Here is a 20650-nt window from a genome sequence, read left to right on the forward strand (position 1 = left end):
TCAGGCCAACGAGCTGTCTCAGACGAGCTCGGTGACGGTGCCGCCGGCGGCGGCAATCTTCTCCTTGGCGGAGCCGGAGACGGCGTCGACCGTCACCTGCAGCGCCACGGAGATCTCGCCCTGGCCCAGGACCTTGACGAGGCTGTTCTTGCGCACGGCACCCTTGGCGACCAGGTCGGCAACGGTGACTTCGCCACCCTCGGGGTAGAGGGCGCCGAGCTTGTCCAGGTTCACGACCTGGAACTCGGTGCGGAACGGGTTCTTGAAGCCCTTCAGCTTCGGAAGACGCATGTGGAGGGGCATCTGGCCACCCTCGAAGCGCTCCGGAACCTGGTAACGGGCCTTCGTACCCTTGGTACCACGGCCGGCCGTCTTACCCTTCGACGCCTCACCACGACCCACACGGGTCTTGGCGGTCTTGGCGCCCGGGGCGGGACGGAGGTCGTGGGCCTTGAGCGGCTTGTTCTCCGCCATGTCAGTCGACCTCCTCAACCGTCACGAGGTGGCGGACGGTGTGCACCATGCCGCGGAACTCGGGACGGTCCTCCTTGACAACCACGTCGTTCAGGCGCTTGAGCCCGAGCGAACGCAGGGTGTCGCGGTGGTTCTGCTTGCTGCCGATGTACGACTTCGTCTGCGTGATCTTGAGACGGGCCATTACGCACCCGCCCCGGCACGCGCACGAAGCAGAGCCGCGGGGGCGACGTCCTCGAGGGGCAGACCGCGGCGGGCCGCGATCTCCTCGGGACGCTGCAGGCCCTTGAGGGCCGCCACGGTCGCGTGCACGATGTTGATCGCGTTGTCGGAGCCGAGCGACTTCGACAGGATGTCGTGAACGCCGGCGCACTCCAGAACGGCGCGCACCGGGCCACCGGCGATAACACCGGTACCGGGGGAAGCAGGCTTCAGCAGGACGACGCCCGCGGCCTTCTCGCCCTGGATCGGGTGCGGGATGGTGCCCTGGATGCGGGGAACCTTGAAGAAGTTCTTCTTGGCTTCCTCGACACCCTTGGCGATGGCCGCGGGAACTTCCTTGGCCTTGCCGTAACCGACACCTACGGTGCCGTCACCGTCGCCCACCACGACCAGCGCGGTGAAGCTGAAGCGGCGACCACCCTTGACAACCTTGGCAACGCGGTTGATCGCGACAACGCGCTCAACGTAGGCGGTCTTCTCGGCGGCAGCGCCACCGTCGCGACCCTTCCGGTCCCGCCGCTCGCCGCCACCGGCACCGCTTCCGCGGCGCTGGGGTCCAGCCATTGGATTTACCTCTCTCTGTTACGTCCGTTAGTCCCGGAACCGGGGCTTAGAACTTCAGCCCGGCTTCGCGGGCGGCGTCAGCCAGAGCGGCAATGCGCCCGGCGTACCTGTTGCCACCACGGTCGAACACGACGGCCTCGACACCGGCGGCCTTGGCGCGCTCGGCGACCAGGGCGCCGACCGACTTGGCCTGCGCGGACTTGTCGCCCTCGCCACCGCGGATCGACGCGTCCAGGTTCGACGCCGACGCCAGGGTGTGACCCTTGATGTCGTCGATGACCTGGGCGGTGATGCCGCGGTTGGAACGCGTCACGACGAGGCGCGGACGCTCCGCCGTACCCGACACGTGCTTGCGGATGCGGACGTGGCGGCGCGCCTTGGCCGCACGCTTGTAAGCGTCGCCCTTGGCGATCTTCACACCGTATGCCATGGCTTACTTACCAGCCTTTCCGACCTTGCGGCGGATGACCTCGCCGGCGTACTTGACGCCCTTGGCCTTGTACGGGTCGGGCTTCCGCAGCTTGCGGATGTTCGCCGCGACCTCGCCGACCTTCTGCTTGTCGATGCCCTCGACCGAGAACTTCGTGGGCGTCTCGACCTTGAAGGTGATGCCTTCGGGGGCCTCGATGGTGATCGGGTGGCTGTAGCCCAGGGCGAACTCCAGGTTGGAGCCCTTCGCCTGGACGCGGTAACCGACACCGCTGATCTCGAGCGCCTTGACGTATCCCTGGGTCACGCCGGTGATCATGTTCGCCACCAGCGTGCGGGACAGGCCGTGCAGGGCCTTGTTCTGACGCTCGTCGTTGGGACGGGTGACGTTGAGAACGCCGTCCTCGCCCTTAACAATCTCGATCGGCGCGGCAACGGTGTGCGAGAGGGTGCCCTTGGGACCCTTCACGCTGACCGTACGGCCGTCGATGGTGACGTCCACACCAGCGGGAACCTGGATGGGGAGCTTGCCGATTCGCGACATTAGCTTTTCCTCCGTTCCCGACTACCAGACGTAGGCGAGGACTTCCCCACCCACGCCCTTCTTGCCTGCCTGCTGACCGGTCAGGAGACCGTGGGACGTGGAGATGATCGCCACGCCCAGGCCACCGAGGACCTTCGGCAGGTTGGTGGACTTCGCGTACACACGCAGACCCGGCTTCGAGATCCGCTTGATGCCGGCGATCGAGCGCTCGCGGTTCGGGCCGAACTTCAGCTCGAGGACGAGGTTCTTGCCGACCTCGGCGTCCTCGACCTTCCAGCCGGTGATGAAGCCCTCCTGCTGGAGGATCTCCGCGATGTGCGACTTGATCTTGCTGTGCGGCATCACGACGGTGTCGTGGTACGCCGAGTTAGCGTTACGCAGACGAGTGAGCATGTCTGCGATGGGGTCAGTCATGGTCATGAATTGGCCTTCGGCCTCTCTCGCCGGGGTTTCCTGTATGCGCCATCCCTCTCCCCGCTCATGGGCGGGACGGGTGCGGCGCGGGGACCTACGGCGTAGTAAGTCGTCTGGGCGGCGGACGCCCAACCCTCCTAGCCTAAGCCATGGAGGGTAGGGCCTCCGCCCACCCTTTGCTTACCGAGAGACTCCGGAAAAACCCGAAATTACGGGGTTTACCAGGAGCTCTTGGTCACGCCCGGCAGCTCGCCACGGTGAGCCATCTCACGAAGGCAGACGCGGCACAGGCCGAACTTGCGGTACACGGAGTGCGGCCGGCCACAGCGCTGGCAGCGGGTGTACGCGCGCACAGCGAACTTGGGCTTACGGGCAGCCTTCGCGATGAGAGCCTTCTTCGCCATCTCGCTTACGCCTCCTTGAACGGGAAGCCGAGGTGACGGAGGAGCGCGCGGCCCTCTTCGTCGTTGGTCGCCGTGGTGACCACGGTGATGTCCATACCCCGGGTACGGTCGATCTTGTCCTGGTCGATCTCGTGGAACATGACCTGCTCCGTGAGACCGAAGGTGTAGTTGCCACGGCCGTCGAACTGCTTCGGCGACAGACCACGGAAGTCACGGATACGCGGCAGCGCGAGCGACAGCGTACGGTCCAGGAACTCCCACATGCGGTCACCACGGAGGGTGACGTGGCAGCCGATCGGCTGACCCTCACGCAGCTTGAACTGCGCGATGGACTTCCGGGCCTTCGTCACGGCCGGCTTCTGGCCGGTGATCGTGGTCAGGTCGCGGATGGCGCCGTCGATCAGCTTGGAGTCGCGGGCGGCGTCGCCCACACCCATGTTGACGACGACCTTGACGAGGCCGGGGATCTGCATGACGTTCTCGTACGAGAACTCCTCACGCAGCTTGCCCGCGATCTCCTCGCGGTACTTCGTCTTGAGACGCGGAGTGGTGGTGGTAGCCATCAGATGTCCTCACCCGTCCGCTTGGCAACGCGGATCTTGTTGCCCTCGTCGTCGAAGCGGTAACCGACACGCGTGACGACCTTGTTGCCATCCTTCTCAACGACCAGCTGGACGTTGGAGACGTGGATGGGCGCCTCGGTCGTGACGATGCCACCGGTCTGCGAACCGCGAGCGGTCTGGCCGGCCTTCGTGTGCTTCTTGACCCGGTTGACACCCTCGACCAGGACGCGGTCCTCGCGGGGGAAGGCCGCGATGACCTTGCCCTGCTTGCCCTTGTCCTTACCGGTGATGACCTGGACCAGGTCGCCCTTCTTGATCTTCATGCTTACAGCACCTCCGGCGCGAGCGAGATGATCTTCATGAACTTCTTCTCGCGCAGCTCCCGGCCCACCGGGCCGAAGATGCGGGTGCCGCGGGGGTCGCCATCGTTCTTGAGGATGACGGCCGCGTTCTCGTCGAAGCGGATGTACGAGCCGTCCTGACGACGACGCTCCTTGACGGTGCGCACGACGACAGCCTTGACGACGTCGCCCTTCTTCACGTTGCCACCGGGGATCGCGTCCTTGACGGTGGCGACGATGACGTCACCGATGCCCGCGTAGCGGCGACCGGAGCCACCGAGAACACGGATGCAAAGGATCTCCTTGGCACCAGTGTTGTCGGCGACACGCAGTCGCGACTCCTGCTGGATCACGTCTATCTCCTGATCGTCTGCCGGTTCCCGGCCGGGGCTTGATCTCTCAAGCCCCGACCGAGCCTGGCGGAACTGATCCTGAGCAAAAGCTCAGGAAATTACTTGGCCTTCTCGAGGATCTCGACGATGCGCCAGCGCTTCGTCGCCGACAGCGGACGCGTCTCCATGATGAGGACGCGGTCGCCGACGCCGGCAGCGTTCTGCTCGTCGTGCGCCTTGAGCTTGTTCGTACGGCGGATGACCTTGCCGTACAGCGCGTGCTTCACGCGGTCCTCGACAGCGACGACGACGGTCTTGTCCATCTTGTCGCTGACGACGAGACCCTCGCGGGTCTTGCGGAAACCGCGCTGCTCAGTCGTCTCAGTCACATTCTTCTCGCTCATCAGACGCTCTCCACCGTCTCGATGCCCAGCTCGCGCTCGCGCATCAGGGTGTAGATCCGGGCGATGTCCTTACGGACGGACTTGAGCCGGCCGTGGTTCTCGAGCTGACCGGTCGCCGCCTGGAAGCGGAGGTTGAACAGCTCTTCCTTGGCCTCGCTGAGCTTGGCAACAAGCTCCTCGTTGCCCAGCTCGCGCAGCTCGGACGCCTTGGTTCCGGCCGACATCACGCCTCACCTGCCTCGCGCCGAACGATGCGGCACTTCATCGGAAGCTTGTGAGCAGCGCGGGTGAGCGCCTCACGAGCAATCTTCTCGTTCGGGTAGGACAGCTCGAACATCACCCGACCCGGGTGAACGTTCGCGATCCACCACTCCGGCGAACCCTTACCGGAACCCATGCGGGTCTCGGCAGGCTTCTTCGTGAGCGGGCGGTCCGGGTAGATGTTGATCCAGACCTTGCCGCCACGCTTGATGTGGCGGGTCATCGCGATACGAGCCGCCTCGATCTGGCGGTTGGTCACGTACGCCGGCGTGAGGGCCTGGATGCCGTACTCGCCGAACGCGACCGTCGTACCACCCTTGGCCATACCGCGGCGCTTGGGGTGGTGCTGCTTGCGGTGCTTGACCCTACGGGGGATCAGCATGTCGGTCAGGCCTCCGTTCCGGTGCTCTCAGCCGGAGCGGCGGCGGCAGCCTCGGCCTTGGGGGCCTCGGCGGCAACAGCCTGCTGCGGCTTGCGGCCGCGACCGCCACGCTCGCCGCCACGGCCACCACGGCCGGCCGGACGCTCGTTGCCACCACGGGCCGGGCGGTTACCCGCACGGGCCGCGGCGTTCTCGGCGCGGACCTCGGCGATGTTCTTGACGTCGCCCTTGTAGATCCAGACCTTCACGCCGATGCGGCCGAAGGTCGTCTTGGCCTCGAAGAAGCCGTAGTCCACGTTCGCGCGGAGCGTGTGCAGGGGCACACGGCCCTCGCGGTAGAACTCCGAGCGGGACATCTCGGCGCCGCCGAGACGGCCACCGCACTGGATCTTGATGCCCTTGGCGCCGGCCTTCATGGTGCCCTGCATGCTCTTGCGCATGGCACGGCGGAAGGAGACGCGGGAGGAGAGCTGCTCGGCAACGGCCTGGGCGACCAGCTGAGCGTCCATCTCGGGGTTCTTGACCTCGAGGATGTTCAGCTGGACCTGCTTGCCCGTGAGCTTCTCGAGGTCGCCGCGGATGCGGTCGGCCTCGGCGCCACGGCGGCCGATGACGATGCCCGGACGAGCGGTGTGGATGTCCACACGCACGCGGTCACGGGTGCGCTCGATCTCCACCTTCGAGATGCCGGCGCGCTCCATGCCGGACGTCATCATCCGACGGATGGCGACGTCTTCCTTGACGTAGTCCTTGTACAGCTTGTCGGCGTACCAACGGGACTTGAAGTCCGTGGTGATGCCGAGCCGGAACCCATGCGGGTTAACCTTCTGGCCCATTACCGGGTTCCTTCCTTGCTGCTGACGACCACGGTGATGTGGCTGGTCCGCTTACGGATCCGGTAGGCACGGCCCTGAGCACGCGGACGGAACCGCTTCAGGGTCGGACCCTCGTCCACAAACGCCTCGCTGATGAACAGCGAAGAGGCGTCCGTGTGGTCGTAGTTGTGCGCGGCGTTGGCAATGGCGCTGTCCAGCACCTTGCCAACCGGCACGCTCGCGGCCTGCGGGGCGAAACGCAGGACCGCCTGAGCCTCCGTGGCATCCATGCCACGGATGAGGTCCACCACGCGGCGGGCCTTCATGGGCGTGACGCGGATGTACCGCGCCTGGGCCCTGGCTTCCATGGTTGTCCCTTCGGTGTAAGTCATAGTCGTTCCACCCCGCGTTAGCGGCGCTTCGACTTCCGGTCGTCCTTGACGTGGCCGCGGAAGGTGCGAGTCGGCGAGAACTCGCCGAGCTTGTGGCCGACCATCGACTCGGTGACGAACACCGGGACGTGGGTCTTGCCGTTGTGCACCGCGATCGTGTGGCCGAGCATGGCCGGGATGATCATCGAGCGACGGGACCAGGTCTTGATGACGTTCTTGGTACCAGCTTCGTTCTGAGCGTCCACCTTCTTTACGAGGTGGCCGTCAACGAAGGGTCCCTTCTTGAGACTGCGCGGCATCTAAACCCGCTCCTAGCGCTTCTTGTTCGTCTTGCGGCGGCGGACGATGTACTTGCTCGATGCCTTCTTGGGCGAGCGAGTACGACCCTCCTTCTGACCCCACGGGGAGACCGGGTGGCGACCACCACTGGTCTTGCCCTCACCACCACCGTGCGGGTGGTCAACCGGGTTCATCGCGACACCGCGGACGGTCGGGCGGACGCCCTTCCAGCGCATGCGGCCGGCCTTGCCCCAGTTGATGTTCGACTGCTCGGCGTTGCCGACCTCGCCGATCGTGGCGCGGCAGCGGGCGTCGACCAGGCGGATCTCACCCGACGGCATACGAAGGTGGGCCATGGTGCCCTCCTTCGCCAGCAGCTGCACGGAGGCACCCGCGGAACGGGCGAACTTCGCGCCGCCGCCGGGCCGCAGCTCGATGGCGTGGATGGTCGTACCGACCGGGATGTTGCGCAGCGCCAGGTTGTTGCCGGGCTTGATGTCGGCCGTGGGGCCGTTCTCAATCCGGTCGCCCTGCTGCAGACCGCGCGGGGCGATGATGTAGCGCTTCTCGCCGTCCGCGTAGTGCAGCAGCGCGATGCGCGCGGTGCGGTTGGGGTCGTACTCGATGTGAGCGACCTTCGCCGGCACGCCGTCCTTGTCGTGACGACGGAAGTCGATCACTCGGTAGGCGCGCTTGTGGCCACCGCCCTGGTGGCGGACGGTCACACGACCGGTGTTGTTACGGCCGCCCTTGCTGTGCAGGGGGCGGACCAGCGACTTCTCCGGCGTGGACCGCGTGATCTCGACAAAGTCGGCGACGCTGGAGCCACGACGGCCCGGAGTCGTCGGCTTGTACTTGCGGATACCCATTTCTCAGTCCTCGTCCGATATTCGGACCAGGGCGCTCCGTTAGGAGGCCTGGCCGAAGATGTCGATACGGTCGCCCTCGGCGAGGGTCACGATGGCGCGCTTGGTGTTGGCGCGCTTGCCGAAACCGGTCTTGGTGCGCTTGCGCTTACCCTGACGGTTGATCGTGTTGACCCCGGTGACCTTGACCGAGAAGACCGCCTCGACGGCCTGCTTGATCTGGGTCTTGTTGGCGCCGGGCGCGACGATGAACGTGTACTTGTTCTCGTCCAGCAGCGCGTAGCTCTTCTCGGAGACGACCGGCTTGATCAGCAGGTCGCGCGGGTCCGTGAAGGTCTTGCTGGTAACGGTCGCCTCAGACATCAGGCGTCGCTCCCTTCGGTCTCATCGGCCTTGGGGCCAGACACGAAGGACTCGAGCGCGGCCTGGGTGAAGACCACGTCGTCGGAGACGATCACGTCGTACGTGTTCAGCTGGCCCGGCTCCAGGATGTGCACCTGGGGCAGGTTGCGGGCGGAGAGCCACGCGGCCTCGTCGGCACGCTCGACGACCAGGAGCAGGTTCTTGCGCTCCGAGATCTTGCCGAACAGCGTCTTGGCGGCCTTGGTGGAAACCGCACCGTCGACCACGCCGGTGACGACGTGGATACGGCTGTGGCGCGCCCGGTCGGAGAGGGCACCGCGCAGGGCGGCGGCCTTCATCTTCTTGGGGGTGCGCTGCGAGTAGTCGCGCGGCACGGGACCGTGCACGACGCCACCACCGGCGAACTGCGGCGCGCGGGTCGAGCCCTGACGGGCGCGGCCGGTGCCCTTCTGGCGGTACGGCTTCTTGCCACCACCACGGACTTCGCCACGGGTCTTGGTCTTGTGCGTGCCCTGGCGGGCAGCCGCGAGCTGAGCGACGACGACCTGGTGGATCAGCGGAACGCTGGTCTTCGCGTCGAAGATCTCCGCGGGGAGCTCGACGGTCCCGGCCTTCTCGCCAGCCGGCGAAAGGATGTCAATGGTGCTCATCGGTTCCTCAAACCCCCTTGGCCGCGGTGCGGACCAGGACGAGGCCACCGTTGGGGCCGGGGACGGCGCCCTTGATGAGCAGCAGACCCTTCTCGGCGTCAACGGCGTGGACGGTCAGGTTCTGGGTGGTCACACGCTCGTTGCCCATGCGACCCGCCATGCGGAGGCCCTTGAACACGCGGCCAGGGGTGGCGCAGCCACCGATGGAACCGGGCGAGCGGTGCTTGCGCTGGGTACCGTGACCGGCGCCCAGGCCCTTGAAGTTGTGACGCTTCATGACACCGGCGAAGCCCTTGCCCTTGCTCTTGCCCGTGACGTCGACCTTGACGCCGGACTCGAACACCTCGGCAGTGATCTCCTGGCCCAGCGTGTACTCGCTGGCGTCAGGGGTGCGGAGCTCCACCAGGTGGCGGCGCGGGGTCACGTCGGCCTTGGCGAAGTGGCCCTTGAGGGGCTTGTTCACCTTGCGCGGGTCGATCTCGCCGAAGGCGATCTGGACCGACTCGTAGCCGTCGACGTCGTTGGTGCGAACCTGCGTCACGACGCACGGCCCGGCCTTGACGACGGTGACCGGAACAACGCGGTTGTTCTCGTCCCACACCTGCGTCATGCCGAGCTTCTCGCCCAGGACGCCCTTGATGTTCTTGCTCATCTCGGCCCGTCCCTTCAGAGCTTGATCTCGATGTCGACACCGGCCGGCAGGTCGAGACGCATCAGCGAGTCAACCGTCTTCGGCGTGGGGTCGAGGATGTCGATGAGGCGCTTGTGCGTGCGCATCTCGAAGTGCTCGCGAGAGTCCTTGTACTTGTGCGGCGACTTGATGACGCAGTACACGTTCTTCTCAGTGGGCAGCGGCACCGGGCCCGCGACCGACGCACCAGTGCGGGTCACCGTCTCGACGATCTTCTTCGCCGAGGAGTCGATGACCTCGTGGTCGTAGGCCTTGAGCCGGATGCGGATCTTCTGTCCCGCCATGGCTACCTAGTAGTCCTTTGTCTCGTAACGCTCTGGAACCCGGGGGTTCTGTTGGCCTCCGCCTCCGACCCACGCGGTCGGGCGTGTCGCACTCCCTCTACGCAGAAATCCCAGAGGGATTTCCCAACCAAGGGGATGCGGGCCGAGGACCTCGCGGACGGGGGCAGAACACCCACCGGGCGCCTGGCCGGTACCCCGCTGACACTTCCCGGAAGATTCCCGTACGTCCGCCCCAGCGCTACCGCAGGCGGTAGATGGGGCGACGAGTACTGTGGGACTCGCTTCCGGTCCTCCCGGCGGGAGGCGCGCAGCATCGGCACTCAACCGAGCAACCCCGATAGTCTGCCATACGAGGCCCTGGCCTGGCCAATCGAGCCGAGGATCGTACCCCACGTCACAGGCACACATGCACGGGGCACACGGATCCGGCCCCCGATCCCGCGGCACGCCCCTCCCGGGTCACGGAAACGTCACCCCGGGCGGGGCCCCCGGATTCGCGTACGGACCCCGAACCGGCTCGGCGCGGCGCGGTCGCCGCCGCATTCCCGGCCGCCCCCGGCGCCGGCCAGTCCCCCGCGCACCCGAACACCCGCGCCCATTGCGTCACCCCTTTACGGCACGCAAGGCCCCCCGCGCTCCGTGACGTGAACCAGCGGCATCCCCCAACTCCCCTCCGCGCACGCCCACTTCGCCGCTCCCACCCCCGCTTCCGGGGCCGTCGACAAATGCGGAGTGACGACAGGGGAAACTCCGCGCAAAACAATTCCGGCCGTTCTGTAAATCCGCCGCTGAAAGCCGGTAATCGAATTCCGCCGGGCAACCGGCACCCGTGCGCCTCCGTCTAGTCCGGCGACCGGGAAAAGCGATCGGGAACTATCGGGAACTGCGGACGGGACGGGGAACGTACGTGTTCGGAGCATTCAGGCAACGGCGTCCCAGCAGACGTGCCGTTCTCGCGGGCGCCGCCACCGCCGGGCTCGCCGCCGCCGTAGGGGCCTGCTCCGTACCCGCGAACCGCCGCCATCCGCAGGAGGGGGCGACGGCCGCGCCGGGCCAGCCCGTCTCCGCCGGGCGGCGGGCCGTGCTGATGCAGATCGTGGCGCACCCCGACGACGACCTGTACTTCATGAACCCGGACACCCAGCACGCCCTCGACGCCGGGACGCGGATCGTCAGCGTGTACCTCACCGGCGGCGAGGCGAACGGCGACAACCGGGTCGTGAACGACCCGTCGGACCGGGTGTACGACAAGGCCGCCTATTCCTCCGCCCGCCACCAGGGGCTGCGGCAGGCTTATGCCACGCTCCTGGGGCTGCCGGTCTTCACGCCCTGGGAGAAGGGCGTACTGGGGCTCAGGGGCGGGCACCGCGCGGAATCCAACACCCTGGTGCACAACGGGCGCCGCGTCGACCTGGTCTTCGTCAACACGGCCATGCACACCCTGCGCGGCGGCCGGATGGGGCTGCCCAGCCTCTGGGAGGACCGGGCGCTGAGCCTGCCCGTCGTCATCGCCGAGGGCTCCCCACTGCGGGCCGCCGCCCCGTACACGTACGACGAGCTCGTGGCGGCGATCGCGGGGCTGCTGGACGCCTACGCGCCCACCCTCGTGCAGACCCTCGACCCCGACCCCGACATCCAGCACAGCACCGAGAAGGCCCGCCAGCACGACAGCGAGCAGCCGGGGTACGCCGACCACGCCGACCACACCGCCGCCGCCTCCTTCGCCTGGGCGGGGATGGTCCGGTACGTCGCCGAGGCCACCCGCGCCGGGAAGGGCGTGCCGGGGTTCGCGGTCACCTCGTACCGCGCCTACTACAACCGGCACTGGCCCAAGAACCTGCCGCCCGCCGTGCTCGCCGAGAAGGCCGCGCACCTCAAGCCGTACGGCGGCGCCCCCGACTGGCGGTGCGGCAACCCGGGCGGCTGCGGGGACTACAACGTCGGCGGCAAGCGCCCGCTGACCAACTGGAAGGGCTGGGTGCGCTCCACCCACTACCGCTACCCCGGGCCCCGGCCGGTCGTCGCCGATGAGCCGGACGGGCGGCTCGCCGCGTACGGGGTGCTGGGGCTGCGGGCGGTGCGGTGGCGCGAGACCGCGCCCGGCAGCGGGCGGTTCGGCGCGGCCGACGACCTCGGCGGCGGACCGCTCGCCCCGGTCCTCGGCGGGACCGCGCTGCGGGACGGGCGCCAGCTGCTGTTCGGGGTGCGGTTCGCCTCGATAGCCGGGCGCGCCGGGGCGAACACCCGGGAGGTGGTGCTGCTCGAACAGAGCGCGCCCGGCGGCGCGTTCGGGGCCTGGCGCGGGCTCGGCAACCCCGAGCGCGGGGACGACCGGGGGCGCCGGATCGGCTCCCCCGTCGCGGTCACCGCGCCGGACGGCCGCGTCCACCTCTTCGTACGCAACGCCGACAAGGGCCTCAGCACGCGTGTGCGCGAGAGCGACGGGTCCTGGGGTCCGTGGGTCTCGCTGCGCGGCGAGACCGTCCAGGACGGGCTGGGCGCCACCGTGGACGGCCAGGGGCGGGTGCACGTGTTCGCGCCGGGGTACGACTTCGTCCACCGCTGGACGCAGGAGGCGCCCGGCGCACCGCTGGCCCCGGTGCGGTCCGGGCCCCGGCTGCCGGTGGCGGTGGACGCGGTCGCCGCCGTGGGGCTGCCGGGGGCGGACGGCGGGGTGCAGCTGCTGTACCGGACGCTCACCGACCCCCGCAAGACCAAGGGCAAGGGGCTGGCCCCGGCGGCCCCGGGGCTGGTGTCGGTCCGCGTGGACGGCCCGGGGCGCGCGCCCGCGCTCCGGTTCGACGGGTACGGGCCCGTCGGCGCGCTCCACTCCCCCAAGGACGGCCTGGTGATCCTCGGCAAGGACACCAGGGGGCGGGTGCAGGCGCTGGTCGGCCCCGAGCACCGCGTCCGTACGCAGGGGGTGGTCCCGGTCGACGCCCCGACCCTGCACCTCACCGCGCGCGGCCCGGTCGCCGTGGGCCTGGGCGTGGACGGCGCGCCCTGGGTGTGGCCCCTGGGCTCGGCCGCTCCCCCGGTGCGGGCGGCGGGCTGAGCCGCTCCCGGGCGCGGACCGGCCGGCCCGCGGGGCCGCCGGAGAACGAAGAAAGGGCCCCGCACCTCTCGGTGCGGGGCCCTTCCCGGTTGCTCAGCGAGCTACCAGGTCAGCACACGAATTACTTCGTGATCTTGACGACCTGGCCGGCGCCCACGGTCCGGCCACCCTCACGGATGGCGAACTTCAGGCCCTCCTCCATGGCGACCGGCTGGATCAGCGCGACCGTCATGGCGGTGTTGTCGCCCGGCATGACCATCTCGGTGCCCTCGGGGAGGGTCACGACGCCGGTCACGTCCGTGGTACGGAAGTAGAACTGCGGGCGGTAGTTGTTGAAGAACGGCGTGTGACGGCCACCCTCGTCCTTGGACAGGATGTACGCCTGGGCCTCGAACTCGGTGTGCGGCGTGACCGAACCGGGCTTGATGATGACCTGGCCGCGCTCGACGTCCTCGCGCTTGATGCCACGGAGGAGCAGACCGACGTTCTCACCGGCCTGGCCCTCGTCGAGCAGCTTGCGGAACATCTCGATGCCGGTGACCGTGGTGGTGGTCTTCTCGGTCTTGATGCCGATGATGTCGACGGTCTCGTTGACCTTGAGGACACCACGCTCGATACGACCGGTGACGACGGTGCCACGACCGGTGATCGTGAAGACGTCCTCGATCGGCATCAGGAACGGCTTGTCGACGTCACGCTCGGGCTGCGGGATCGCCTCGTCGACGGCGGCCATCAGGTTCAGGACCGACTGGCCCCACTCCTTGTCGCCCTCGAGCGCCTTGAGCGCCGAGACCTTGACGACCGGCAGGTCGTCGCCCGGGAACTCGTACTCGGAGAGGAGCTCACGGACCTCGAGCTCGACGAGCTCCAGGATCTCCTCGTCGTCCACCATGTCGGCCTTGTTCAGGGCGACGACGATGTACGGAACGCCGACCTGGCGGGCCAGGAGCACGTGCTCCTTGGTCTGCGGCATCGGGCCGTCGGTGGCCGCGACCACGAGGATGGCGCCGTCCATCTGCGCCGCACCCGTGATCATGTTCTTGATGTAGTCCGCGTGACCGGGGCAGTCAACGTGGGCGTAGTGACGCGACTCGGTCTGGTACTCGACGTGCGCGATCGAGATGGTGATACCGCGCTGGCGCTCCTCGGGAGCCTTGTCGATCTGGTCGAAGGCCGAAGCCTCGTTCAGGTCCGGGTACGCGTCGTGCAGCACCTTGGTAATGGCGGCCGTGAGGGTCGTCTTACCGTGGTCGATGTGACCGATGGTGCCGATGTTGACGTGCGGCTTAGTCCGCTCGAACTTCGCCTTCGCCACTGGGTCCTCCTGTGGAGTGGTTCTGTACGCCTTGCTTCATCGGCGCCAGGTGATCTTTGCTGGGATGCCGGGTCCGGGGGCATTCGCCGCAATACTCTCGCATTGCGCCGAATGCCCCGCCGGACTCCGGTGACAAGCCTAAAGCGGGTGAACTCCGAAGAGTTACTCGCCCTTGGCCTTCGCGATGATCTCCTCGGCGACGTTCCGCGGAACCTCGGCGTAGGAGTCGAACTGCATCGAGTAGCTTGCGCGACCCGAGGTCTTGCTGCGGAGGTCTCCGACGTAGCCGAACATCTCCGAGAGGGGCACGAGGCCCTTCACGACGCGAGCGCCGCTGCGCTCCTCCATGGCCTGGATCTGGCCACGGCGGGAGTTGATGTCGCCGATGACTTCACCCATGTAGTCCTCGGGCGTGGTGACCTCGACGGACATCATGGGCTCGAGGAGCACCGGGGAAGCCTTGCGCGCGGCCTCCTTGAACGCCTGCGAACCGGCGATCTTGAACGCGAGCTCGGAGGAGTCGACCTCGTGGTAGCCACCGTCGAGAAGGATGACGCGGACGCCGGTCATCTCGTAGCCGGCCAGGATGCCGAACTGCATGGCCTCCTGCGCACCCGCGTCGACCGAAGGGATGTACTCCTTCGGGATGCGGCCACCGGTGACCTTGTTCACGAACTCGTACGAGGCGTCGCCGCCCTCGATCGGCTCGATCGCGATCTGCACCTTGGCGAACTGACCGGTACCACCGGTCTGCTTCTTGTGCGTGTAGTCGTGACGCTCGACGGCCTTGCGGATCGTCTCGCGGTACGCGACCTGCGGCTTGCCGACGTTCGCCTCGACCTTGAACTCGCGACGCATGCGGTCGACGAGGACGTCGAGGTGGAGCTCGCCCATACCACCGATGATGGTCTGGCCGGTCTCCTCGTCCGAGTGCACCTGGAAGGAGGGGTCCTCCTCCGCGAGACGCTGGATGGCGACACCCAGCTTCTCCTGGTCGCCCTTGGACTTGGGCTCGATCGCGACCTGGATGACCGGCGCCGGGAAGTCCATGGACTCCAGGATCACCGGGTTCTTCTCGTCGCAGAGCGTCTCACCGGTGGTGGTCTGCTTCAGGCCCATGACGGCGACGATGTCACCGGCGCCCACCGACTCGATCTCCTCACGCTTGTTCGCGTGCATGCGGTAGATCTTGCCGATGCGCTCCTTCTTGCCCTTCACGGAGTTCAGCACCGAGGTGCCGGAGTCCAGGCGACCCGAGTAGACCCGGATGAAGGTGAGCTTGCCGAGGTGCGGGTCGCTCGCGATCTTGAACGCGAGAGCCGCGAGCGGCTCCTCGTCCGAGGGCTTGCGCTTCACGACAACCTCGGCGTCCTTGACGTCGTGGCCCTCGATGGCCTCGACGTCCAGGGGCGACGGCAGGTAGCGGACGACGGCGTCGAGCAGGGGCTGAACGCCCTTGTTCTTGAACGCGGTGCCACAGAAGACCGGGGTGACCGTGGTCTCCCCGCCCTTGCCGGACGCGATGGTGATACGACGGACCGCGGCGTACAGCTGCTCCTCGGTGGGCTCGACGCCCTCGAGGAAGAGCTCCATGATCTCTTCGTCGTTCTCCGCGACGGTCTCGACCAGCTTGCCGCGCCACTCTTCAGCAGCCTCGGTGTGCGTGGCCGGGATGTCGACGACGTCGTACATCTCGCCCTTGGTCGCTTCCGCGGACCAGACCAGGGCCTTCATGCGGACCAGGTCCACGACGCCCTTGAAGTCGGCCTCGGCGCCGATGGGGAGCTGCATGACGATCGGGGTGGCGCCGAGGCGGTCCACGATCATGTCGACACAGCGGTGGAACTCGGCGCCGGTGCGGTCGAGCTTGTTGACGAAGCAGATGCGCGGCACGCCGTAACGGTCGGCCTGACGCCAAACCGTCTCGGACTGCGGCTCCACACCGGCGACACCGTCGAACACGGTGACGGCACCGTCGAGGACGCGGAGCGAACGCTCCACCTCGACCGTGAAGTCCACGTGACCCGGGGTGTCGATGATGTTGATGGTGTGGTCGACGTCCTCGAGCGGCCAGTGGCAGGTCGTCGCGGCGGACGTGATGGTGATGCCGCGCTCCTGCTCCTGCTCCATCCAGTCCATCGTGGCAGCGCCGTCGTGGACCTCACCGATCTTGTACGAGACGCCGGTGTAGAACAGGATCCGCTCAGTGGTGGTCGTCTTGCCCGCGTCGATGTGGGCCATGATGCCGATGTTGCGCACCTTGGCCAGGTCAAGCGAAGTGATAGCCATATCGGCTCAGTCTTCTCTCGGTCTCGATGTGGGTTGCGACTACCAGCGGTAGTGCGCGAAGGCCTTGTTGGACTCGGCCATCTTGTGCGTGTCCTCGCGCTTCTTGACGGCCGCACCGAGGCCGTTCGAGGCGTCGAGGAGCTCGTTCATGAGGCGCTCGGTCATGGTCTTCTCGCGGCGGGCGCGGGAGTAGCCCACGAGCCAGCGGAGAGCCAGGGTCGACTGGCGACCCGGCTTGACCTCGACGGGAACCTGGTAGGTCGCGCCACCGACACGGCGGGACTTGACCTCGAGGGACGGCTTGACGTTCTCCAGCGCGCGCTTCAGCGTGATGACCGGGTCGTTGCCGGTCTTCTCGCGGAGGCCCTCCATGGCGCCGTAGACGATGCGCTCGGCGGTGGAGCGCTTGCCGTCCAGCAGGATCTTGTTGATCAGCGAGGTGACAAGAGGAGACTGGTAGACCGGGTCGATGATGACCGGGCGCTTCGGGGCGGGGCCCTTACGAGGCATTCTTACTTCTCCTTCTTGGCGCCGTAGCGGCTGCGGGCCTGCTTGCGGTTCTTGACAGCCTGGGTGTCAAGCGCACCGCGGATGATCTTGTAACGAACACCCGGCAGGTCCTTCACACGGCCACCACGCACGAGCACGATCGAGTGCTCCTGCAGGTTGTGTCCCTCACCCGGAATGTAGGCCGTGACCTCGATGCCGGAGGTCAGACGCACACGCGCGACCTTCCGCAGCGCCGAGTTCGGCTTCTTCGGGGTGGTCGTGAACACACGCGTGCAGACGCCACGGCGCTGGGGCGAAGCCTCAAGCGCGGGCGTCTTCGTCTTCTCGACCTTGTCCTGCCGGCCCTTCCGGACCAGCTGCTGGATCGTAGGCACTACTTCTCCGGTTTCTGTGTGCCGTTGGTGAAACTAACCTGGAACGTCGCCGACCCACGCGGTCGGGTGTGTCGAATGCTGCAGGCTCTCGCCGTGGGCACGGAGAAAGCGCAGATCGCGGTGGCCGTATCTGGCTCGTCCTGCGGACGTAGGCACGCAGGGGAGCCCAGGCACACCCCAGGCACAAGGTCTGAGCGTACCTACCTCATCGACTTGGGTCAAAACAAATACCCACACGCGGGACACCCTCCGGGGCGGGTGAGACCCGTCTCACCCGGGCCCCTCCCCGGACGGCTCCGCCCCCTCCCCGCCCCTGTCCCGCCTGGGCGCGGGCAACGGGGGGATGGTGGGCACCCGGGAGCGGCGGCTCTTGCGCACGAGCCCGGGATTCTGCGCCTCGGCCCCGGGCGTGGTGCGGGCCGCGGCCCCGGACCCGCCCCCGGGAGCCGGACCCGCGGCGACGGCGGATTCCGGCCAGGGGGGCGGGGACGGTGCCGCGGGGCCGGGGCCGGGGCCAGGCTCCGGCGCGGGGACGGGGTCGGGCTGCGTCGTGCGGGCCGGTTCTGCCGCGCCGGCCGTTTCCGGCGTACGGGCCTCCCCCGGCGTACGGGTCTCCCCCGGCGTGGTGGCCCGCTCCGGCGTACGGGCCCGCTGCGGCGCCGGGGCGTCGGTGTCGGCCTCCCGCCCGTCCTCGAACGCGTCACCGGGCGCGGGGGCGCCGGGCGTACGGGGGTCGCGCCGCAGGGGGATGACCTCGCCCTGCCCGGGGCGGCGGCCCCCTCTGCGTAAGCTGCGGGCCCGCGCGGCCGAGGCCGTCTCGTCCAGGGCGCGCTGGTACTGGGCCGCCGCGTCCCGCCAGCCCGCCGCGTACGCGCGCAGCTCGCGCCGCTCCAGCTCCTCGCGGACCAGGACCACGAGTTCGTCGGCGGAGTGGCGCTCCAGCTGCACCCCGAGGGAGGCCAGCAGTCCGGGCAGGTCGTCCGGCGGCGGCGGCAGCTCGGCGGCGGCGCCGGGGGGCCGGTCGTACTCGTACTCGGCACGAGGGTCGTACTCGGCACGGGAGTCGTACTCGGCGCGGCGGTCGTACTCGGCGCGGGGGTCGTCCGGCGGACGAGAGCCGGGATCGCGGCCCGCACGACCGGCTCGGTCGCCGCTGGGCCGGGAGAACCCGTCGCTCTCAGCCATGCACGGCTCTCTCTCGCGTCCCCTCGCCGCCGATCCCGCCCAAGTGGGACAGGCCGTGACAGCTTACTGTCCCGGGCCCGGGAGCCGTCCGTTTCGGCAGGGGACGTCCGTGCGACCGCGGAGCCGCGAGCGGGACTCCAGCGGGCCTCCAGTGGCGCTCTAGCGGGACTCCACCGAGTCCTGCGAGCGCTCGTCCGGCAGGAACTGTCCCGCCACCTTGATGAACATCGCCCGCTGCTCGGGCGGGACCCCGAGGCCGACGGCGGCCTCCTCCAGGGTGAGCCGCCAGGCGGGCGCCCCGGGGACCGGCGGCGCGGTCGCACGCGGCGACGGCAGCGGCAGATCGTCCTCGGTGAGCCGTCCGGAGCGGATCAGCATCTCCCGCACCGGCACCTGGAGGACGTGGGCGAGGCGCCGGGTGGTCTCCAGGTCGGGCATGCTCTGGCGCTGGAGCAGACGGGTGACGGCGGCCCGGTGCACCCCGGCCTCGTCGGCGAGGCGCGACCTGCCGCCACCGCGCGGGCTGTCGATGTCGAAGCCGCGCCTGCGGATCAGCTCTTCGATCCAGGCTGCGAACCGGTCCAGCTCGCTGGTGGTCATGGTGATCGCCTCCCTCCGAAGCAAGGACCAGACTATCGCGCTTGCGCGCAAGGAATTAATGGCTAACCCGGGCTCCACTGTGAGGATTTTGTGGCGGGATTCCGGGTCTTGTCGCGCTCATCCCTGTTTGCGTGCCCGCTCGCACGCGGCGGAGCGTGCGCCCCCGCAACTCTCGACGGCATCCGAGGTCCGGCGGGCGTCCCAGCCATCGGGGACGGCGTCCCGTCCCGGGCGTCACGGACGGCCTCCCGTCCCGGGCGTCAGGGACGGCCTCCCGTCCCGGGCGCCGGGGTGCGGCGCGCCACCCAGGGGGCGTCGGGCCACCCAGCCCGGGACTCCCCCGCGCTCCACCCGCCCCTCACCCCGGCGTGACCTCGCCGTCGCCCCCGCGCGCCGGCATCGCCACCACCCGGGCCCCGGCGTCGCCCGCCCCCGCCATCAGCTCCATCGCCTCCCGCCAGCCGCTGCCGAAGCCCCGCGCCTCCCCGTCGATGGCGATCCGGGCGCCGACCTTGGCCACCACGGCCCCCAGCGCCCGTCCGACCTCCGCGCTGTACGTCCCGGCCTCCCCCGCCTCGGCGGCCACCTCCACGGCGGCCACCACCACATCCACCAGCCGCTCCTGAGCACCCGCCACCATCGGCCGCACCGCCTCTCCCGCCCACCCGTTTTCGAATATGCGTTCGATATTTGCAGCCTAACGCACCCCTCACCCTCAGAGCTCCCCGGTTATGCGCCGCAATCCTGCCGTTAGGGCTCGGGCCAACCGGCGCTCTCAGTAGATTTGAGCCCGCCATTGACGATCGGGAGGACCTCATGGCGGCGTCCTACGGAGCCGGAGGCGGGCTCGACGACCGGGTCCCCTTCCTCACCAGGCTGGAGCAGGAGGACCGAGCGGCACTCCTCGCCCTCGGCCGTGAGCTCTCCTTCCCATCCCGCGCTCCCCTGATCCACCAGCACGAACCGTCCTCGCATGTACTGCTGATCCTGTACGGCTGGACCAAGGTGACGGCGGCCGCCGCCAATGGCTACGAGGCGCTGCTCGCGTTACGCGGGCCCGGCGACATCGTGGGCGAGTCCGCCGCCCTGACCGGACGCCCGCGCTCGGCCACCGTGAGCGCTCTGGAGCCGCTCACGGCGGTCGCCATAGAGCACGAGCGGTTCAGGGACTTCCTGGCGGGCTCCCCCGAGGTGGCTCTCAAGCTGCTCGGACTGACCGCCGACCGTACGCGCGCGGCCGACCAGCGCCGACTCGAATTCGGGTCGATGAACGTGCGGGAGCGGTTCGCGGTCCTGCTCCTCGACCTGGCCCGCACCCACGCCCGCCGCACCGACAAGGGCATCGAGCTCGGGGTGCCACTGAGCAAGCAGGAGCTGGCCGGGGCGATCGGCGCGTCCCGGGAGATGGTGCAGCGGCTCCTCAAGGAGCTGCGCGACCGCGGGGCCGTGCACACCGGGCGCCGGGCACTGGTGATCGTGCGTCCGGACGTCTTGCGGCGGATCGCCGGAACCGGCATCGGTGGGCCCCTCACTCACTTCTGACGCCGCGTCGCCGTGCCGCTGCCCGGAGTGACTCTGTGCACACCGTCACAGTTCGAGTGCGTCATCCGCCCTCACCACCGGTGCCTCGCCGTCGTGACTCTCTTCC

The 20650-nt window shown here is 68.5% G+C and carries 30 protein-coding genes; 2 read left to right on the top strand and 28 right to left on the bottom strand.

What is annotated here, in order from left to right; all coding sequences use genetic code 11:
- Positions 1–18: 18 nt before the first annotated feature.
- From rplO to rpsJ, 21 genes are all read right to left on the bottom strand, one after another.
- Complete coding sequence (rplO, locus tag AB5J87_RS14510) at positions 19–474, bottom strand: 50S ribosomal protein L15 (protein ID WP_067163177.1); 456 nt, start codon at positions 472–474, stop codon at positions 19–21.
- A 1-nt stretch (position 475) separates the two neighbouring features.
- Entirely contained in the window at positions 476–658 is a 183-nt protein-coding gene (gene rpmD / locus AB5J87_RS14515; protein WP_005313525.1) for a 50S ribosomal protein L30, read from the bottom strand.
- On the bottom strand, positions 658–1260 hold the full coding sequence (gene rpsE / locus AB5J87_RS14520) for a 30S ribosomal protein S5 (protein ID WP_017239585.1): 603 nt from the start codon (positions 1258–1260) through the stop codon (positions 658–660). Before rpsE ends, rpmD begins: the two co-directional genes overlap by 1 nt.
- A 46-nt stretch (positions 1261–1306) precedes the next feature.
- Complete coding sequence (gene rplR, locus AB5J87_RS14525) at positions 1307–1690, bottom strand: 50S ribosomal protein L18 (RefSeq protein WP_067163175.1); 384 nt, start codon at positions 1688–1690, stop codon at positions 1307–1309.
- A 3-nt stretch (positions 1691–1693) separates the two neighbouring features.
- Positions 1694–2233: a 50S ribosomal protein L6 gene (rplF, locus tag AB5J87_RS14530; RefSeq protein WP_369377025.1), complete on the bottom strand. Its 540-nt coding sequence runs from the start codon at positions 2231–2233 to the stop codon at positions 1694–1696.
- Positions 2234–2254: 21 nt separating this feature from the next.
- Positions 2255–2653: a 30S ribosomal protein S8 gene (gene rpsH, locus AB5J87_RS14535; protein ID WP_067163170.1), complete on the bottom strand. Its 399-nt coding sequence runs from the start codon at positions 2651–2653 to the stop codon at positions 2255–2257.
- A 212-nt stretch (positions 2654–2865) separates the two neighbouring features.
- Positions 2866–3051 (bottom strand): type Z 30S ribosomal protein S14, encoded by a 186-nt coding sequence (locus AB5J87_RS14540; protein ID WP_004571834.1) that lies wholly within the window; start codon positions 3049–3051, stop codon positions 2866–2868.
- Positions 3052–3056: 5 nt separating this feature from the next.
- A complete protein-coding gene (gene rplE, locus AB5J87_RS14545; RefSeq protein ID WP_101389604.1) occupies positions 3057–3614 on the bottom strand; it encodes a 50S ribosomal protein L5 in 558 nt (185 codons plus the stop codon).
- A complete protein-coding gene (gene rplX / locus AB5J87_RS14550) occupies positions 3614–3937 on the bottom strand; it encodes a 50S ribosomal protein L24 (RefSeq protein WP_019888758.1) in 324 nt (107 codons plus the stop codon). Before rplX ends, rplE begins: the two co-directional genes overlap by 1 nt.
- Positions 3938–3939: 2 nt before the next feature.
- Positions 3940–4308, bottom strand: coding sequence for a 50S ribosomal protein L14 (rplN, locus tag AB5J87_RS14555; protein WP_053727611.1), 369 nt, complete (start codon positions 4306–4308; stop codon positions 3940–3942).
- Between the two features lie 98 nt (positions 4309–4406).
- Positions 4407–4691 (bottom strand): 30S ribosomal protein S17, encoded by a 285-nt coding sequence (gene rpsQ / locus AB5J87_RS14560; RefSeq protein WP_283142059.1) that lies wholly within the window; start codon positions 4689–4691, stop codon positions 4407–4409.
- The gene (rpmC, locus tag AB5J87_RS14565) at positions 4691–4915 is read right to left on the bottom strand and encodes a 50S ribosomal protein L29 (RefSeq protein ID WP_369377027.1); all 225 of its coding nucleotides are present in this window, start codon (positions 4913–4915) and stop codon (positions 4691–4693) included. Before rpmC ends, rpsQ begins: the two co-directional genes overlap by 1 nt.
- Complete coding sequence (rplP, locus tag AB5J87_RS14570) at positions 4915–5334, bottom strand: 50S ribosomal protein L16 (protein ID WP_101389602.1); 420 nt, start codon at positions 5332–5334, stop codon at positions 4915–4917. The genes rpmC and rplP overlap by 1 nt, the downstream gene beginning before the upstream one ends.
- A 5-nt stretch (positions 5335–5339) precedes the next feature.
- Complete coding sequence (gene rpsC, locus AB5J87_RS14575; RefSeq protein WP_101389601.1) at positions 5340–6170, bottom strand: 30S ribosomal protein S3; 831 nt, start codon at positions 6168–6170, stop codon at positions 5340–5342.
- Complete coding sequence (gene rplV / locus AB5J87_RS14580; RefSeq protein ID WP_030359020.1) at positions 6170–6517, bottom strand: 50S ribosomal protein L22; 348 nt, start codon at positions 6515–6517, stop codon at positions 6170–6172. Before rplV ends, rpsC begins: the two co-directional genes overlap by 1 nt.
- A gap of 41 nt (positions 6518–6558) precedes the next feature.
- A complete protein-coding gene (rpsS, locus tag AB5J87_RS14585) occupies positions 6559–6840 on the bottom strand; it encodes a 30S ribosomal protein S19 (protein ID WP_030154697.1) in 282 nt (93 codons plus the stop codon).
- Positions 6841–6852: 12 nt separating this feature from the next.
- Entirely contained in the window at positions 6853–7689 is an 837-nt protein-coding gene (gene rplB, locus AB5J87_RS14590; protein WP_369377028.1) for a 50S ribosomal protein L2, read from the bottom strand.
- 39 nt (positions 7690–7728) lie between these two features.
- The gene (gene rplW, locus AB5J87_RS14595) at positions 7729–8049 is read right to left on the bottom strand and encodes a 50S ribosomal protein L23 (protein ID WP_344074964.1); all 321 of its coding nucleotides are present in this window, start codon (positions 8047–8049) and stop codon (positions 7729–7731) included.
- Positions 8049–8699 carry a 50S ribosomal protein L4 gene (gene rplD / locus AB5J87_RS14600; protein WP_369377029.1) on the bottom strand — a complete coding sequence of 217 codons (651 nt, stop codon included), beginning with the start codon at positions 8697–8699 and terminating at the stop codon, positions 8049–8051. Before rplD ends, rplW begins: the two co-directional genes overlap by 1 nt.
- Positions 8700–8706: 7 nt before the next feature.
- Complete coding sequence (rplC, locus tag AB5J87_RS14605) at positions 8707–9351, bottom strand: 50S ribosomal protein L3 (protein ID WP_067163147.1); 645 nt, start codon at positions 9349–9351, stop codon at positions 8707–8709.
- A gap of 14 nt (positions 9352–9365) precedes the next feature.
- Positions 9366–9674 (bottom strand): 30S ribosomal protein S10, encoded by a 309-nt coding sequence (rpsJ, locus tag AB5J87_RS14610; protein WP_003948644.1) that lies wholly within the window; start codon positions 9672–9674, stop codon positions 9366–9368.
- Between the two features lie 907 nt (positions 9675–10581).
- On the opposite strand from rpsJ, the gene AB5J87_RS14615 reads away from it, so the two are divergent.
- A complete protein-coding gene (locus tag AB5J87_RS14615; protein WP_369377030.1) occupies positions 10582–12729 on the top strand; it encodes a PIG-L family deacetylase in 2148 nt (715 codons plus the stop codon).
- Between the two features lie 121 nt (positions 12730–12850).
- Here AB5J87_RS14615 and tuf read toward each other — a convergent pair whose 3' ends face one another.
- From tuf to AB5J87_RS14650, 7 genes are all read right to left on the bottom strand, one after another.
- Entirely contained in the window at positions 12851–14044 is a 1194-nt protein-coding gene (gene tuf / locus AB5J87_RS14620; RefSeq protein ID WP_369377032.1) for an elongation factor Tu, read from the bottom strand.
- Positions 14045–14206: 162 nt separating this feature from the next.
- A complete protein-coding gene (fusA, locus tag AB5J87_RS14625) occupies positions 14207–16333 on the bottom strand; it encodes an elongation factor G (protein WP_369377033.1) in 2127 nt (708 codons plus the stop codon).
- A gap of 39 nt (positions 16334–16372) precedes the next feature.
- The gene (gene rpsG, locus AB5J87_RS14630; RefSeq protein ID WP_101389595.1) at positions 16373–16843 is read right to left on the bottom strand and encodes a 30S ribosomal protein S7; all 471 of its coding nucleotides are present in this window, start codon (positions 16841–16843) and stop codon (positions 16373–16375) included.
- A 2-nt stretch (positions 16844–16845) separates the two neighbouring features.
- On the bottom strand, positions 16846–17217 hold the full coding sequence (gene rpsL / locus AB5J87_RS14635; protein ID WP_007265893.1) for a 30S ribosomal protein S12: 372 nt from the start codon (positions 17215–17217) through the stop codon (positions 16846–16848).
- A gap of 270 nt (positions 17218–17487) precedes the next feature.
- Positions 17488–18402 carry a hypothetical protein gene (locus AB5J87_RS14640; RefSeq protein ID WP_369377034.1) on the bottom strand — a complete coding sequence of 305 codons (915 nt, stop codon included), beginning with the start codon at positions 18400–18402 and terminating at the stop codon, positions 17488–17490.
- A 159-nt stretch (positions 18403–18561) separates the two neighbouring features.
- Positions 18562–19002, bottom strand: coding sequence for a helix-turn-helix domain-containing protein (locus tag AB5J87_RS14645; protein ID WP_369377035.1), 441 nt, complete (start codon positions 19000–19002; stop codon positions 18562–18564).
- A gap of 358 nt (positions 19003–19360) precedes the next feature.
- Positions 19361–19642: a hypothetical protein gene (locus tag AB5J87_RS14650; RefSeq protein ID WP_369383528.1), complete on the bottom strand. Its 282-nt coding sequence runs from the start codon at positions 19640–19642 to the stop codon at positions 19361–19363.
- Between the two features lie 176 nt (positions 19643–19818).
- Between AB5J87_RS14650 and AB5J87_RS14655 the strand changes: the two genes are divergently transcribed.
- Positions 19819–20544 (top strand): Crp/Fnr family transcriptional regulator, encoded by a 726-nt coding sequence (locus AB5J87_RS14655; RefSeq protein WP_369377037.1) that lies wholly within the window; start codon positions 19819–19821, stop codon positions 20542–20544.
- Positions 20545–20650 lie beyond the last annotated feature (106 nt).

This window comes from Streptomyces sp. cg36 (genome assembly GCF_041080675.1).
Lineage (GTDB): Bacteria > Actinomycetota > Actinomycetes > Streptomycetales > Streptomycetaceae > Streptomyces.

Bases quoted from the DNA above. Each gene is read 5' to 3' on its own strand.
- rplO (WP_067163177.1), bottom strand. From the start codon at position 474: ATGGCGGAGAACAAGCCGCTCAAGGCCCACGACCTCCGTCCCGCCCCG.
- rpmD (WP_005313525.1), bottom strand. From the start codon at position 658: ATGGCCCGTCTCAAGATCACGCAGACGAAGTCGTACATCGGCAGCAAG.
- rpsE (WP_017239585.1), bottom strand. From the start codon at position 1,260: ATGGCTGGACCCCAGCGCCGCGGAAGCGGTGCCGGTGGCGGCGAGCGG.
- rplR (WP_067163175.1), bottom strand. From the start codon at position 1,690: ATGGCATACGGTGTGAAGATCGCCAAGGGCGACGCTTACAAGCGTGCG.
- rplF (WP_369377025.1), bottom strand. From the start codon at position 2,233: ATGTCGCGAATCGGCAAGCTCCCCATCCAGGTTCCCGCTGGTGTGGAC.
- rpsH (WP_067163170.1), bottom strand. From the start codon at position 2,653: ATGACCATGACTGACCCCATCGCAGACATGCTCACTCGTCTGCGTAAC.
- AB5J87_RS14540 (WP_004571834.1), bottom strand. From the start codon at position 3,051: ATGGCGAAGAAGGCTCTCATCGCGAAGGCTGCCCGTAAGCCCAAGTTC.
- rplE (WP_101389604.1), bottom strand. From the start codon at position 3,614: ATGGCTACCACCACCACTCCGCGTCTCAAGACGAAGTACCGCGAGGAG.
- rplX (WP_019888758.1), bottom strand. From the start codon at position 3,937: ATGAAGATCAAGAAGGGCGACCTGGTCCAGGTCATCACCGGTAAGGAC.
- rpsQ (WP_283142059.1), bottom strand. From the start codon at position 4,691: ATGAGCGAGAAGAATGTGACTGAGACGACTGAGCAGCGCGGTTTCCGC.
- rpmC (WP_369377027.1), bottom strand. From the start codon at position 4,915: ATGTCGGCCGGAACCAAGGCGTCCGAGCTGCGCGAGCTGGGCAACGAG.
- rplP (WP_101389602.1), bottom strand. From the start codon at position 5,334: ATGCTGATCCCCCGTAGGGTCAAGCACCGCAAGCAGCACCACCCCAAG.
- rpsC (WP_101389601.1), bottom strand. From the start codon at position 6,170: ATGGGCCAGAAGGTTAACCCGCATGGGTTCCGGCTCGGCATCACCACG.
- rplV (WP_030359020.1), bottom strand. From the start codon at position 6,517: ATGGAAGCCAGGGCCCAGGCGCGGTACATCCGCGTCACGCCCATGAAG.
- rpsS (WP_030154697.1), bottom strand. From the start codon at position 6,840: ATGCCGCGCAGTCTCAAGAAGGGACCCTTCGTTGACGGCCACCTCGTA.
- rplB (WP_369377028.1), bottom strand. From the start codon at position 7,689: ATGGGTATCCGCAAGTACAAGCCGACGACTCCGGGCCGTCGTGGCTCC.
- rplW (WP_344074964.1), bottom strand. From the start codon at position 8,049: ATGTCTGAGGCGACCGTTACCAGCAAGACCTTCACGGACCCGCGCGAC.
- rplD (WP_369377029.1), bottom strand. From the start codon at position 8,699: ATGAGCACCATTGACATCCTTTCGCCGGCTGGCGAGAAGGCCGGGACC.
- rplC (WP_067163147.1), bottom strand. From the start codon at position 9,351: ATGAGCAAGAACATCAAGGGCGTCCTGGGCGAGAAGCTCGGCATGACG.
- rpsJ (WP_003948644.1), bottom strand. From the start codon at position 9,674: ATGGCGGGACAGAAGATCCGCATCCGGCTCAAGGCCTACGACCACGAG.
- fusA (WP_369377033.1), bottom strand. From the start codon at position 16,333: ATGGCTATCACTTCGCTTGACCTGGCCAAGGTGCGCAACATCGGCATC.
- rpsG (WP_101389595.1), bottom strand. From the start codon at position 16,843: ATGCCTCGTAAGGGCCCCGCCCCGAAGCGCCCGGTCATCATCGACCCG.
- AB5J87_RS14640 (WP_369377034.1), bottom strand. From the start codon at position 18,402: ATGGCTGAGAGCGACGGGTTCTCCCGGCCCAGCGGCGACCGAGCCGGT.
- AB5J87_RS14645 (WP_369377035.1), bottom strand. From the start codon at position 19,002: ATGACCACCAGCGAGCTGGACCGGTTCGCAGCCTGGATCGAAGAGCTG.
- AB5J87_RS14650 (WP_369383528.1), bottom strand. From the start codon at position 19,642: ATGGTGGCGGGTGCTCAGGAGCGGCTGGTGGATGTGGTGGTGGCCGCC.
- AB5J87_RS14655 (WP_369377037.1), top strand. From the start codon at position 19,819: ATGGCGGCGTCCTACGGAGCCGGAGGCGGGCTCGACGACCGGGTCCCC.